The sequence below is a fragment of the Phaeobacter porticola genome (assembly GCF_001888185.1).
GTDB classification, from domain to species: domain Bacteria; phylum Pseudomonadota; class Alphaproteobacteria; order Rhodobacterales; family Rhodobacteraceae; genus Phaeobacter; species Phaeobacter porticola.
The window spans coordinates 3,360,226-3,373,670 of record NZ_CP016364.1; the positions used below are offsets into that span (position 1 = coordinate 3,360,226).

The following is a 13,445-nucleotide window of genomic DNA, read 5'->3' on the forward strand; positions in this document are numbered from 1 at the left end:
TGAGAGTGCTCCTGCGATGACATCCTCCGAAACCCTCCGTCGCTGGCAGACTGCCTTGCCATTCTGGTTGTCTTTTCTGCTGGTGCCTTTGGTTATTCTGGCAGCAGTCCATGGGGGCTGGGCAATTTTTCTGCCGCCCTTGGTGACCTGGTATCTCTTTGCAGCACTGGATGGGATCTTTGGGCTCAACCTAGAGAATGCGGATCCGCAGACACCGGATGACGATCTGCGCTGGTACACTGCGCTCACAATGGCATGGGTGCCAATTCAGTTCCTGTTGCTCATTGCTATGCTCGCATACGTACCAGGCGCAGATCATCTGTCAGGGCTAGAACAACTTGGCGTCTTTTTTGGTGTCGGCGTCGTCAGTGGCACGGTAGGCATCAACTACAGCCACGAGTTAATGCACCAGAAAAGCCGAATTGAGCGTTGGCTTGCCGATCTTCTGCTGGCGATGGTGCTATATTCGCATTTCCGGTCCGAGCATCTTCTGGTGCATCACCGCCATGTCGGCACCCCGCGCGATCCAGTAACTGCGCGCTACAACGAAGGGTTTCACCGCTTTTACCCACGTGTGCTGCGGCAATGCTGGCAATCCGCCTTTCACGCAGAACGCACGCAATTGGCACGTCGCAACCTGCCATGGACCAATCGTCGCAATCCGTTTTTCCGCTACTTGGCGCTACAAGCAACCATGCTGCTGCTGGCCATGCTGCTTGGTGGCATAACTGGCGTATTGCTTTTCCTTGTGCAGGCTGGTGTCGCGATTTGGCAGCTAGAGCTGGTGAACTATGTTGAACACTACGGGCTGACGCGCAAATACCTAGGACATGGAAAGTTCGAACATGTTATGCCCCGTCATTCGTGGAACGCCGCGCACAAGGCCTCGAACTGGCTGTTGATCAACCTTCAGCGTCACTCCGATCACCACTACAGACCCGACCGGCGTTTTCCATTGCTTCAGACCCATACGGAAACCGATGCACCACAGTTGCCTTATGGCTATCCGGTGATGACATTCGCGGCGATGTGTCCGCCGCTATGGCGCCGGATCATGAATCCCCGCGTGCGCCGGTGGCGGCAAATATATTATCCCGAAATCACCGATTGGAACGCCTATAACAAGGCGCTGAAACCAGAGCAGCGTCCGGATCCGACCCCAGCTTAGCGCGGCAGCGCCCATAACGTCATTGGCTGCACCAAACCGCGCAGCTCGCAGGCCTCGTGCTGAACAAACCCATCCTTCAGGTCGCTCCGGTCCCCCTCGTGGGTGATCCGCTGGCACAGCGCATCACTGATCACGATCTGCGCATCCAGCGCACGGGTGCGTTCCTCTAACCGGGCGGCGATGTTTACGGCAGTTCCGATCACCGCATATTCCAACCGGTTGGCCCCGATATCGCCAAGAACCGTCTCTCCATAGTGCACGCCGATACCGACCTTGACCTCCACCTCGCCTGCGTGGCGACGAATTTTGTTCCACTTCGCCAATGTCTCCAGCATTGCCCGTGCACAGGCCAAAGCGTTTGTGGCATCCCTTGGCCCAGCCAAGGGTGTGCCAAAGGTCGCCATCAACCCATCTCCAAGATATTTGTCCAGCGTGCCATTGTGGTGGAACACCTCCTGCTCCATTCTACCGTGAAAATCCCGCAACAGCTCAATCACCTGATAGGCATCTCGTTCAGAGGCTATTTTGGTGAATCCAATGATATCGATGAACAACACCGCCACGTCCTGACGGCGCACCTGTTTTAGTGGCTCATCATTCTGCGACAGCTGCTGCACCACATTCGGCGAGAAATACCGCGATAGGTTCGCCCGCTCCCGTTCTAACCCAGCGTTACTCTGAATCAACCGATAGAAGCGCCGTGACGAAATTCCCAAAGTCACGGAAACCAAGAAAAACACGATCCCTTCCTGCACGCGCTGATGCAAAAGGAAACTGTTGGGATCTAAAAATACGGCCAGGTCCGCATTATTGCTGGCAATTGCCAGCACCGCATCGCTTAAAGCCTGATCCGGTGTCGTGAACCACCAGGCCAGGACTGCCGCTGACACCCAGATCAGCACAGTCCAAGTTCCAATAGCAATCACAGTACGCCACGAGTACGCCAGTGTTCCGGCCGCAAGGATGATGAAGAAATAGATAAAGTTGCCGTAGCGGTACTGGATCGCCAGGGGCAGATCCTCGCTGCTGAGCGGGTTCGGCAAAACCATACCAATTGTCATGATCGCCAGGTCCGCAAAGATCAGCAGCATCTCCAACCGGGACTGGCCCACACGCCCGACCCTGCGGATCAGCCAACCGTTCAGGCACAGCAGCAAGAGGATGAAATGGTAGTACAGCACGTCCCACTTGGGATTGACGTAAACCAGAAACACAGCCGTGACCGCCATCGCGATCCAGCGCGCCCGCACCGCAAGTTCCAGGCCATTGCGCTTGTGTTCGGTCAGAGCATCCAGCGCATAGGGGCTTTGCTGGGTGAAAATAGCCGCGTCGCTATCCAAAGCGGGAGCGGGAGCGGGGGCCGAAGCGGTTATTGCCATTGCTAGGGATCCATCTGTGACACCTGTGCGCGCCAAAATAGCGGCAGCAACACCCGGATGCACCCCATGAAGCAAGCTGAATACAAAAAGGCCCCGCCATTAGGGCGGGGCAAGGTTGGCGCCGTCGTCAATGCGACAGCGCCTGCGGTTTCACACAGGTTGTGAAAAGGATGAGATCAGTTTTGCAGTTCTGCCCGGATCTGCTGGCGCAGCACGTCAATGGGGACTGTTTTTCCATCTCGCTTAAAGCACCAGTAGGTCCAGCCGTTGCAGGAGGGCGCGTTTTCCAGGTGTGCGCCGACCTGATGGATTGATCCCTTGATATTGTCGCCAATCAATGTGCCATCGGCACGGACCTTGGCCTTGTGACGCTGGTTCATCGAATAAAGCTCATCACCCGGACGCAGCATGCCACGCTCGACCAGCTGGCCAAACGGCACGCGTGGTTCAGCGCGTTTACTGGCTGAGACTTGTAATACTTCTCGGTCGAATTTACGCACGGATTTGATGCGCTTTTCGGCGACTTCACGGTAGGCGGCTTCGCGCTCGATCCCGATGAATTCACGGCCCAGCATCTTTGCAACCGCACCCGTCGTGCCGGTGCCGAAGAACGGATCCAGCACCACGTCACCGGGGTTGGTCGAACCGACCAGGATTCGGTGCAGCAGCGCCTCGGGTTTCTGCGTCGGGTGGGCCTTGTTGCCAGCCTCATCCTTCAGCCGCTCGTGGCCGGTACAGATTGGCATCACCCAATCCGAACGCATCTGCAAACCTTCGTTCAGCGCCTTCAGCGCCTCATAGTTGAAGGTATATTTGGCACCTTCTGATTTCGACGCCCAGATCATCGTCTCATGCGCGTTGGTGTAGCGTTTGCCACGGAAGTTTGGCATCGGGTTGGACTTGCGCCAGATGACATCGTTCAAGATCCAAAACCCTTCGTCCTGCACGGCCGTGCCGACCCGAAAGATGTTGTGATACGATCCGATAACCCAGATAGACCCGTTGGGTTTCAGGATACGGCGGGCCTGCTTTAGCCAGGCGCGGGTGAATTCGTCATAGACACCAAAGCTGGAAAACTGGTCCCAGTGGTCATCTACGGCGTCCACTTTAGTGTTATCAGGGCGATGTAATTGCCCCTTCAACTGAAGATTATAGGGTGGATCCGCAAAGATCAGATCAACCGAATTTGACGGCAGACCGGACATCGCTTCGATGCAGTCACCGTCAAGGATCGTGTTTAGAGGGAGCGCCGCAGCGCCCCGTGTCAGTGTTTTGTTCATTTGCTCTGCCTCGATAACCACGGCGCATTTTTGCACTCATTTTGGTTGTCCACAGGATGAGTCATCGTGGATTCGAGGTCAATTTGTTTTTTAGAACAACACCATGTGGTTCACTCTTGATACAATATCTTGTGTACCGGCTTGAATGAACGCCGATGATGTGGGGTTACCCCCAGGCTGCTAAGCGCCTCGCGGTGCTGTTTAGAGGGGTAACCGGCGTTTTTCTCCCAGCCATAGCCTGGGAACTGTTGCGCCAAATCCACCATAATCCGGTCACGCGCTAATTTTGCCACGATCGACGCCGCAGCAATGGAGACTGATTTGCCATCACCCTTGATCACAAATTCAGACGTCTGCAGCAGTCCCCTGGGGATCAGATTGCCATCTATCAGCAGATAGTCAGGGGCCGGATTCAAACCGGCAACAGCCCGTTCCATCGCCAGATGCGAAGCCCGTAAAATATTCAAAGAATCAATCTCTTCGACGCTGGCATGGGCGATGGAGACTTGCGCTTGCTCAAAGATGGCCACCTCGACCGCCTCGCGCCGCTTCGCGCTCAGTTTCTTGGAATCATTCAGCCCTTCTGGAATGGCGTCGGGGTTCAGGATCACCGCCGCCGCTGACACCGGTCCGGCCAGAGGGCCACGCCCCACCTCATCCACGCCTGCAATGCGTATATGGCCACGCGCATGGGCGGCCGCTTCAATACTGTAATCGGGATAGTCCATATCTAGCTCTGACCGGGTTTTGCGCCAGGTTTCAAGCCCGACGGCAGGCCGTTACGAAAAAGAGGGGGCCTTAGCCCCCTAAGTCTGCTCGAACCTGTGTCCCGGCCTTAGCGGCGGGTGATGCGGTAGCCACGGTTCTTGAGGCAATCGGGTCGGTAGCCGACACGATTGCGTTTGCCGTTCCAGAACGTCACCTGGCAGGCGCGGGGCAGCTTGTGTTCAAAGCCATATTGCTTGCGCAGGCAACCGCGCCCCATCAAGGTACGACTTTGGCTGTAGCGCGGGAAATACCGCACACATTGCGCCGGAAGGTCATAGCGCGCTACTCGCGGTGGCAGTGGTTTGGGGCGATGCGGACGGTTGGGTCGACCATGGTTCGGGCGATGCGGCCGGGTGACCTGCGGGTGATCATCATCCCTATTGTTTTTGACAATCGCACCAATGATGCCTAGCACCGCAAGCCCCGCCAGAACCTTGGCAACATCCTCGTCAGCGCGCGCAGGTGCGGCAGAGAACCCTGTGACGGCCATGGCGGCCCCAACAATCAACGCAATGAACTTGCGATGTGGTTTGGATTGAGCGGGCGTTTGGTTGGAGCGGGTCATGTCGTGTCCTTCCTGAGAGGTCATAGCTGATTGGCACTTGAGCCGATGCAATCAGCCTGACCCCGAGCCCCTCGGACAGGCAATAACGCCGCATTGTTATCGAATATCACTGCTCTCAATCACCTGTGGTTATTGAATATCCCGCAACAAATGAGCAGGGTAACGGTATGAAACAGCTCCTTATCTCCTGTGCCCTGATCACGGGCCTTTCCATTGGCATGGTCAGTTATGCCCCCCCTGTTGCGGCGGCTGAATGCTACGCAGACTACAAGGCCAAACAAGACGCACCTCTCCGGCTACATTACGGCGTAATCCAACTTGGCGGCGCCTGTCGCAAACCGGCAGCCAAGGCTGAAATCTCAGGTCGGCTTTCAGCAGCGGGCTGGACCTTGCTGAATGTTCTGTCCATTTTTGGCCCCGACGGGCTGGACCAAAGGAAAGCAGATGCCGGATCCTACTTTCTCCGTTTCTGAGGTGCGCGCGGCGGGCAGCCGGGTCATTGCACTTGGGATCGCGGCAATCGTCGCCTTGCTGGTGATCGCAGGCACCGTTTTGCTACTGACCTTGCCGGATGCCAACGCATTTAACGCGCGCGTCGAACGCCTGTTTGTGGAAAACGACCTCACCACTCAGGCCGAAATCAAGCTCTTAGAGATCTTGGCGCAATCAGGCACAGCCTTTGCCGACACTCTGACCAGCTACCGTATGGTGATCTTTGTCTTGCTGGTTTTCGCCACCATGATGATGGTGGCTGCACTGGTGGTGTTGGCAATGCTGGTAATGTTGAACCGACGCATGGTACAGATCGAACGGGCGGGCATTCAGGTGACGGAACTGCTGATCAGCCGCGAAGAAAACACAGTGTACCTCAATACCATGGGGTTCAAACTGACTGCGGCCGCAATGGAAACGCTGTCGGTCCTGGCCGAGGCCAGACTGGATGATGACGTCCTGTCAGGCGCCGAGATCGAAGCGGTGATTTCCGGCCGCCCCTCCATTGATTGCGAAGAGGCCGCCGGCGCCACGCGGATCAAGCGCCTGCGCGACACGCTTGGCAACCAGATGGTCAGTGAGCTACTGGTCAAAAACATCGCCAAGAGGGGTTATGTCCTGTCGATCAGCAAAGACGTAATCCGCATGGTGTGAAACCAAGCCTCCAGGCGCGTGCCACTGCCTCGCCTATGAGAGCGCCGCCCTGCGTGGCGGCACCCAACGATCAATTCATCGTGCAGCTCTGGAATTCTCGCCGAAACCCACCACATTATAGACCTAGGCAGTATGGCCCCTCCACGCTGTCGGATAAGCCGGGAGCCGCCCACATGAACATGCGCGCCAGCACTGCCAAACCTGCATATGGGATTCTTGTAGAAGCGTTGCGGGGCCCGGTCACCGCACGACTTGGCGGCAAGATCATCGCGCAGAGTACCAGCGCCAAGGTCATGTATGAAACGCGGCGGGCGGCCGCGATCTATTTCCCGCGAGAGGACATTCATGCCTGCCTCTCACCAGCGAATGGACATCAGACCTTCTGTCCCTTCAAAGGCACTGCTGGCTACCAAGACATTCAATTTGGGGGGCACAACGTCTGCAATGCCGCCTGGCACTATGATGACGCCCTACCCGAAGCCTCGGGTATCGCAGGCCATGTCAGCTTTATGCCAGATGCGAAAGTGGAGATTGATCTGGGTAACAATCAGCTTGAGGTGCCGGAATACGGCAATATCTCAGGCCCGCTCATTGACTGGCTGTTGCGCGAGGCCGCTTACCTGCCCACGCCAGAGGAGTTTACCCAGCACCTGGCCGAAAAGCTGGTCGAGCATGGCGTGCATCTCTCCCGCCTCTCGGTAATGGCCTGGTCGCTTCACCCTATGATTGCCGGTAAGAATTTCATCTGGAGCCGTGCCACAGGCGATGTCACAACCTACGCCCCCAGTTACGAAATCCATGATCACCCCGCGTTTCAAAACAGCCCGTTGCGGCATGTCTCCAACGGGCTGGGCGGCATTCGTCAGCGTCTGGATCTGGAACAGCCGAGCGACGCGTTTCCCATCCTGAACGATCTGCGCGAAGAAGGGGCAACGGACTACGTCGCCATGCCGCTGCCCTTCTCCGACGGGCGGATCAACGTGCTGACGGTCGCCAGCCACCACCCGCGGGGGTTCTCTACCGAAAATCTCGGGCTGATCTTTGAATGCTCAGCGGTGATCGCACGTTACTACGAGGTCTTTATGCAGCGCGAAAACGCGCAGTCCCTACTGGAAACCTATGTCGGAAAACGCACCGGTGCGCGGGTGCTGGGCGGGGAAATCCGGCGTGGCGACGGCGACGATATTGATGCCGCGATCATGTTCTGCGATCTGCGCGGATCGACGCGGCTAGAGGAAGAACTGGGCCGCACCGCCTATATTGAGCTGCTTAACAGTTTTTTTGAGACGGCCTCAACCATCGTGCATGAACACGGCGGTGAGGTGCTGAAATTCATCGGCGACGCGGTGCTTGCCGTGTTTCCTGCAGGTGACAATCCCGCAGAGGCCCGTGCGCAGGCCCTGCAATCTGCGCGTGCCATCGTCGCCGGTCTGGACGCCCTGGGCAACGATGAGGGCGGGCGTCGTTGCGAATGTGCCATTGGTCTCGCCTATGGGCGCGTCACCTATGGCAATGTTGGTTCCCGCGAAAGACTAGACTTTACGGTCATTGGGCAGGCCGCAAATATTGCAGCCCGTCTTGGCGACTATGGCAAATCCTGCGGTCAGACGATTGTGGTCAGTCGTGACCTTCTGGAGACGCCAGAACAGGCCACCCCGCTTGGCTCAGTATCACTTCACAACGTATCCCAACCGGTCGAGGCCTATGCCGTTTCTATTGCGATGGACACAGATCAGGATGCGACGCCCTGTTCAGCGACCAATGCGCGCTGAACAGGATCCGCCATCGAAATTACCAGCGGATCCTCTGCCTGCCGTGCTTTGAAATCCGCCTTGCCCCCCAGCCCCTGCCAGTTGATCTGTACCAGAGACTGCGCCACAGCACCGCCCAATGTGGTGCCCGGGCCAGTGACAATGAACAGGTCCGGAGCAAACTCCCGTGCTGCACTCTGTACCGAGCGGGTGAAATCATAGGTCTCGACCACCTGCGTGTTGAGTGTGTACGCCCAAAGGTCCTGCCCGGTGTTTGCATCGGGCCACCAGATATGGCCACGGCCATCCACCATCGGCCGCATAGGATTCTGAAACAAGTCCACAGGTAGTTTTGCACGTCCTGCGGCAGCAACCGGTGCCTGTAGCGCTGTATGGAAAGCCGCATGGTTGGCCAGCCGCATGGGAAAGCGATCCTGCATCACAGGAACAGCCTGTTCAAAGGCCACAAGCCCGTTGTCGTTGCCAGCCAGAACGATCATGCCCCCCAGATCAATTGACAACGACAGGTCATGATTGGGCAGCGCATTGATGTCACGTGCCATCCGCAGCAGCTCTGCCTTGCGCCGCAGATCCAGCTGCCAATCATCGCCCTGACAAGGGTAGACCAACTGCCCCCCGATCAACTGCTCTTGCATCAGCTGGCCCATGGTGTTGACCACCTCAAACCCTGCGTCAGGGCTTAGGGCACCCGCTGCGGCAAGCGCGATGTACCAGCCCATGGAATTGCCAGTCACGGCCACCACATCAATGTCCCCCGCCAAAGACTGCACATCCGCGATCGCACTGGCATAGATCAACGGTGACGCCACATCGCCACGCGAATACTTGGAAACTGAATACCGCCCAGCAGTATCTAGCTCTGTGACGCTTTCTTGTCCGGCGGCCATACGTTGCGCATCAAACCCGCCTATCAGAGCCTGTTTGTCACCATGATGCCGCGCCAGATATCCCAGTTCGGCCTTGTTGTAGGTGCCCCGGCCCGGGCAGATCAAAACAGCGGTACGGGTCATGTGTCAGCTCCTGTCAGGCGCAGCGCAGCCGCAATAATACTGTCTTTGGATGGCAAGGTCGCCGCATAGGCAGGGCCTGTGGGGATGAAACAATCCTCAGCCACCACACGCGCCATCGGCACCTCCGCCTCTTCGTAGAACAGCGCCATCAGCGCCTCAGACTGGCTGCCGGTGGTGCGGCATTCATCGACGATCAAGATGGTCTTACAATCCGCCGTAGCCGCAAACATCGCGTGTTTCGGCAGGGGCGCGAGCCAGCGCAGATCAACAATGCGGGCAGCAATGCCTTTGGCCTCCAATTCTTGCAACGCTTGGGTCGCAAGATAGCGACCATTGCCATAGGTCACGATTGCCAGATCGGTTCCTTCACCATGCACGCCCACCTCGCCCAGCGAAATCCGCTGATCCGGCGCAGGGTAGCGGCGCATCCAACCGCCGTCCTTGGCCACGTGCAGATCCCGCATCGGATAAAGCGCAATAGGTTCCACAAAAACCACCACCCGCTGCTCCTCCCGTGCCAGCCGCACTGACTCGCGCAGCATCATTGCCGCGTCAGCCCCATCAGAGGGGCAGGCGATCACGATGCCCGGAATATCGCGCAGCACAGCCAGCGAGTTGTCATTGTGGAAATGGCCGCCAAAACCTTTCTGATACCCAAGCCCTGCAATACGCAGCACCATCGGATTGCTGAACTGACCATTGGAGAAAAACGGCAAAGTTGCCGCCTCGCCGCGGATCTGATCCTCGGCGTTGTGCAAATAGGCGAGGAACTGGATCTCTGGGATCGGCACAAACCCGTTGTGCCCCATGCCAATAGCAAGACCCAGGATTGATTGCTCATCCAACAGCGTGTCGATCACCCGGTCGGGACCAAATCGCTGTTGCAGTTTCTGGGTGACGCCATAGACGCCACCCTTTCGGCCCACATCCTCACCCATGGTGACCAATTCGCCATGCTCCAGCATCAGATCTGTCAGCGCCCAATTGATAAGCCTGCTCATCGGTTGCGGGTCGGACTGCGCGCGCAGGTCACTACCCAGCACCTCCCCACGAACTTCGGCGCTTGGCCCATTGGAGGCGCGACATCCGCGTGGTGGTGGGATCAGGCTGGCACTGACATCTCCCGCAGTTTTGAGATGGGGGCGGGTGACAACCTCTGTGCGAATCCGTTCCACACGCGCGCAGGTCTGGGTGTAGATTTCCAAAGCCTTCTGTGATGATAGAGCGCCCGCCTCTGACAGCAGGCGCACAGAGTGCAGCAGCGGATCATTGGCCTCGTCCGCCTCGACCTCAGCCTTACTCATATAGGTTGTTGGTACGTCCGCACCTGCGTGGCCATATAGCCGAACTGTACGTAGGTGCAGAAACGCGGGCTTGCGCTGGTCACGGACATAGCGTGCCGCTTCCGATGCAACCGCATATGTCTCGTGGATATTCAAACCATCAGCCTGAAAATACCGCAGGCCCGGGCGGTGCGACATCGACGCCTCGATCCAGCCTTTTGGGGTCTTCACGGAAATGCCGATCCCGTTGTCCTCGCAGACAAACAGCAGCGGCAGCGGCGTGGATTGCACGGAGGTCCAGCATGCCGTGTTGATCGCGCCCTGAGCGGTGGAGTGATTGGCTGAGGCGTCACCAAAGGAGCACATAACCAGCCCATCGCGCGCCAATACGCGGTGTTCGGGATCATGGCGACGTGCGGCTCCGATGGCATAGGCGGCACCAACCGCCTTGGGCAAATGGCTGGCAATGGTCGAGGTCTGTGGCGGGATCATCAGAGCTTTGGAACCAAGTACCTTGTGCCGCCCACCGGATGTCGGATCCTCAGCAGAGCAGGCAAAGGACAGCAACATATCCCACGCGATGTTCTGCCCCGGCACCTGATCTGCGCGGGCGATCTGAAACGCTGCATCACGATAGTGCAGGAACGCCATATCATCAGGCCGCAACGCTCTCGCGATAGCCGCCATGCCCTCATGACCAGAGGACCCGATGGTGTAGAACCCCTGCCCAGCCTTCTGCATCGCCCGACTGGTGCGGTCCAGCGCACGGCTCAGCACCTGCGATCGATAGATTGAAACCGCTTCGGCTGCGGATAGAATGCCATTCGGCGAAGCCCCCGGCGGCAGCGAGCCTGCAACCACTCGGTCAAGAAAATTCTGATGCACGATCTCGGCGCGATCCATGGCCTTATCCCCTATGTGACAGGGCTTTATTGCTCAATTCATGTGATATTTCCAATGAGATTACGACGCCTAAGTATGCGCAAAACTCATGCTTTTCGCATACATGCGTTAGCTGTCACACAATAAAAAAGGCCGCGCCGGAGCGCGACCTTTGAAACGTGCAACCAATCGGCTCGCTCAATCCATCTTGGCCCGCAGGCTGTCACGGTAAAGCGCCTTGGCCAGCGAGATCATCATGAAGACCATGACGATGGTAAAGGGCAGCGCCCCGATGATCATGGCATTCTGCAAGGCACCAAACGGATTGGATGCCGTGCCGCTATTGCCAGCAATAATCAGCGCCCCGATGACAGAGGTCAGGATCAGGCCCCAGATGATGCGGTGTTTGATCCCGGTTTCCTGTTCGCCGCCGGACATGATGGTGTTCATTACCAGAATGCCCGAGTCTGCGGACGTCACAAGGAAGGTCATAATCAGCACCACACACATCACGGTGATTGCCGACAGAAAGCCGCCAGAAATCATCTGCTCTAGCGTTGCAAACAGTTTGGCTGTGTTGGTGGCCCCGATGATTGATCCTGCGGCGCTGCCATTCAGCTCCAGATCAATTGCGGTGCCGCCCAGAATGGTCATCCACAAAAAGCAAACAATTGCCGGCGCGATGACGCAACCCAAGATGAACTCACGCACGGTGCGGCCTTTGGAAATACGCGCCAGAAACAGGCCAACAAAGGGCGAGAAGGCAATCCACCAGGCCCAGTAGAACGTGGTCCACCCAGCCTGCCAACCAAACTGACGACCCTGCTCACCTGCTGCATAGATGGCATCTGCCTCAAGCGCGGCAGCAGAGGCGGGCAGACCCTCGGTAAAGCCACCAAGTGACCCCCAGGGCGATGTTGCCGACCCGTAGATGGCGCTTACGTCCTCAGCAGGCAGCGCTTTGGCCGCCTCGGGCAGAGCGGTGGCAAAAGCATCTGCCGATTGCGGGCCATATGCGCCAAACGACAGCTGGGTGAAATGCAGGATGTAGTCCACCAAACCACTGCCAAATTTGGTCATCGCAAAGAAGAACGATCCAAAGAAGACAAAGGTCAGCAGCAGAATAACCGACAGAACAAGGTTCAGGTTCGAGAGGTATTTGATCCCGCGACCAACACCGGACACCGCCGATAGAATCGACAGCCCCATGATCACAATCAAAGCGGACAGCAGACCTACGGTGCTTGGCTTAGGGGCTTCGGCATCGCCGTTCATCAGCCATTCCATGCCGGATACTGCATAAACACCGTCAACAAACTGGCTTACGCCGAAACCGATGGTCACAGACACACCAAGAATGGTGGCCACAACACCCAGAACATCAACCAGATGCCCAATAAAGCCGTTGGCGGCCTTGCCCAGTAGCGGTGTCAGTGCGGAACGGATCGTGAGCGGCATGTCACGGGTATAGGCGTAGTAGGCCAGCGACAGGCCGGTCAAAACATAGATCGCCCAGGCATGGAACCCATAATGCAGGAAAGTGTAGCGATAGGCTGATTTCACGGCTTCTTCTGAATTCGCAGCCACTTCACCGGACAGAACCAGCGGGTTGGATCCCCAAAGACCAAGCGGTTCGGCGGTGGCAAACACCATCAAGCCAACCCCAAGACCTGCGCCAAACATCATCGAGAACCAAGAGAAATTTGAGAACTCTGGAACCGCGTTGGCTGGACCGAGTTTCTTACTGCCGGTCGCGGGCAGAATGGCCAGCACAAACAGGAAAAACGCAAAGACGCCAACAGAGATAATGTAAAATGCGTTGAACCCGTTCAGCAATTCACTGTTTACCCACGATAGCATGCCGCTGGCCTTGCTGGGCCAGACCAGTGCCCAAAGGACAAGTGCTGTCATAATGATCTTACTGATCAACGCGATAGGAAGGCTGTGACCTTCGTAAAATCCGGATGGAGCCGTCTCGATCTCCAACTCGGTAAATGGTGGCTTGATTGACATATTCGTTCCCTGATGGCTGTGACGCGTCATTGTTGTCATGCCCCGTTTCACCCTGACGCTTGGGTGACGGGTTTGTTCTACGTGGCAAGTGTTGTTATTCGTATCCGGTTTCGATCGCCCCCCAATCGCATGCCGCAGACGCGCATTTGGCCAAGGTTACTCAAATATCAGGGCGCAAG

Annotated in this window: 11 protein-coding genes; 4 read left to right on the forward strand and 7 right to left on the reverse strand. The window is 57.2% G+C overall.

The window, feature by feature from the left end; all coding sequences use genetic code 11:
• The first annotated feature begins 16 nt into the window (after positions 1-16).
• Entirely contained in the window at positions 17-1,168 is a 1,152-nt protein-coding gene (locus PhaeoP97_RS16090) for an alkane 1-monooxygenase (RefSeq protein WP_072505927.1), read from the forward strand.
• Here PhaeoP97_RS16090 and PhaeoP97_RS16095 read toward each other — a convergent pair.
• From PhaeoP97_RS16095 to PhaeoP97_RS16110, 4 genes are all read right to left on the reverse strand, one after another.
• Positions 1,165-2,547 carry an adenylate/guanylate cyclase domain-containing protein gene (locus PhaeoP97_RS16095; protein ID WP_072505928.1) on the reverse strand — a complete coding sequence of 461 codons (1,383 nt, stop codon included), beginning with the start codon at positions 2,545-2,547 and terminating at the stop codon, positions 1,165-1,167. The genes PhaeoP97_RS16090 and PhaeoP97_RS16095 overlap by 4 nt on opposite strands.
• 176 nt (positions 2,548-2,723) lie before the next feature.
• A complete protein-coding gene (locus PhaeoP97_RS16100; protein ID WP_072505929.1) occupies positions 2,724-3,827 on the reverse strand; it encodes a site-specific DNA-methyltransferase in 1,104 nt (367 codons plus the stop codon).
• A 110-nt stretch (positions 3,828-3,937) separates the two neighbouring features.
• Positions 3,938-4,555, reverse strand: coding sequence for a ribonuclease HII (locus tag PhaeoP97_RS16105; RefSeq protein ID WP_072505930.1), 618 nt, complete (start codon positions 4,553-4,555; stop codon positions 3,938-3,940).
• 107 nt (positions 4,556-4,662) lie between these two features.
• The gene (locus PhaeoP97_RS16110; protein ID WP_072505931.1) at positions 4,663-5,160 is read right to left on the reverse strand and encodes a hypothetical protein; all 498 of its coding nucleotides are present in this window, start codon (positions 5,158-5,160) and stop codon (positions 4,663-4,665) included.
• A gap of 167 nt (positions 5,161-5,327) precedes the next feature.
• Here PhaeoP97_RS16110 and PhaeoP97_RS16115 point away from each other — a divergent pair, with 167 nt between their 5' ends.
• From PhaeoP97_RS16115 to PhaeoP97_RS16125, 3 genes are all read left to right on the forward strand, one after another.
• Positions 5,328-5,633, forward strand: coding sequence for a hypothetical protein (locus PhaeoP97_RS16115; RefSeq protein WP_072505932.1), 306 nt, complete (start codon positions 5,328-5,330; stop codon positions 5,631-5,633).
• A complete protein-coding gene (locus PhaeoP97_RS16120) occupies positions 5,605-6,306 on the forward strand; it encodes a winged helix-turn-helix domain-containing protein (RefSeq protein WP_072505933.1) in 702 nt (233 codons plus the stop codon). The genes PhaeoP97_RS16115 and PhaeoP97_RS16120 overlap by 29 nt, the downstream gene beginning before the upstream one ends.
• A gap of 173 nt (positions 6,307-6,479) precedes the next feature.
• Positions 6,480-8,078 (forward strand): DUF427 domain-containing protein, encoded by a 1,599-nt coding sequence (locus tag PhaeoP97_RS16125; RefSeq protein ID WP_072505934.1) that lies wholly within the window; start codon positions 6,480-6,482, stop codon positions 8,076-8,078.
• On the opposite strand, the gene PhaeoP97_RS16130 is transcribed toward PhaeoP97_RS16125, so the two are convergent.
• From PhaeoP97_RS16130 to PhaeoP97_RS16140, 3 genes are all read right to left on the reverse strand, one after another.
• A complete protein-coding gene (locus PhaeoP97_RS16130) occupies positions 8,039-9,088 on the reverse strand; it encodes an ACP S-malonyltransferase (protein WP_072505935.1) in 1,050 nt (349 codons plus the stop codon). The genes PhaeoP97_RS16125 and PhaeoP97_RS16130 overlap by 40 nt on opposite strands.
• Positions 9,085-11,274 (reverse strand): dehydrogenase E1 component subunit alpha/beta, encoded by a 2,190-nt coding sequence (locus tag PhaeoP97_RS16135; protein WP_072505936.1) that lies wholly within the window; start codon positions 11,272-11,274, stop codon positions 9,085-9,087. The genes PhaeoP97_RS16130 and PhaeoP97_RS16135 overlap by 4 nt, the downstream gene beginning before the upstream one ends.
• 177 nt (positions 11,275-11,451) lie before the next feature.
• Positions 11,452-13,266 (reverse strand): BCCT family transporter, encoded by a 1,815-nt coding sequence (locus PhaeoP97_RS16140; protein ID WP_072506534.1) that lies wholly within the window; start codon positions 13,264-13,266, stop codon positions 11,452-11,454.
• Between the last annotated feature and the right edge of the window lie 179 nt (positions 13,267-13,445).

Bases quoted from the DNA above. Each gene is read 5' to 3' on its own strand.
- PhaeoP97_RS16125 (WP_072505934.1), top strand. From the start codon at position 6,480: ATGAACATGCGCGCCAGCACTGCCAAACCTGCATATGGGATTCTTGTA.
- PhaeoP97_RS16120 (WP_072505933.1), top strand. From the start codon at position 5,605: ATGCCGGATCCTACTTTCTCCGTTTCTGAGGTGCGCGCGGCGGGCAGC.
- PhaeoP97_RS16095 (WP_072505928.1), bottom strand. From the start codon at position 2,547: ATGGCAATAACCGCTTCGGCCCCCGCTCCCGCTCCCGCTTTGGATAGC.
- PhaeoP97_RS16105 (WP_072505930.1), bottom strand. From the start codon at position 4,555: ATGGACTATCCCGATTACAGTATTGAAGCGGCCGCCCATGCGCGTGGC.
- PhaeoP97_RS16130 (WP_072505935.1), bottom strand. From the start codon at position 9,088: ATGACCCGTACCGCTGTTTTGATCTGCCCGGGCCGGGGCACCTACAAC.
- PhaeoP97_RS16110 (WP_072505931.1), bottom strand. From the start codon at position 5,160: ATGACCCGCTCCAACCAAACGCCCGCTCAATCCAAACCACATCGCAAG.
- PhaeoP97_RS16090 (WP_072505927.1), top strand. From the start codon at position 17: ATGACATCCTCCGAAACCCTCCGTCGCTGGCAGACTGCCTTGCCATTC.
- PhaeoP97_RS16135 (WP_072505936.1), bottom strand. From the start codon at position 11,274: ATGGATCGCGCCGAGATCGTGCATCAGAATTTTCTTGACCGAGTGGTT.
- PhaeoP97_RS16140 (WP_072506534.1), bottom strand. From the start codon at position 13,266: ATGTCAATCAAGCCACCATTTACCGAGTTGGAGATCGAGACGGCTCCA.
- PhaeoP97_RS16100 (WP_072505929.1), bottom strand. From the start codon at position 3,827: ATGAACAAAACACTGACACGGGGCGCTGCGGCGCTCCCTCTAAACACG.
- PhaeoP97_RS16115 (WP_072505932.1), top strand. From the start codon at position 5,328: ATGAAACAGCTCCTTATCTCCTGTGCCCTGATCACGGGCCTTTCCATT.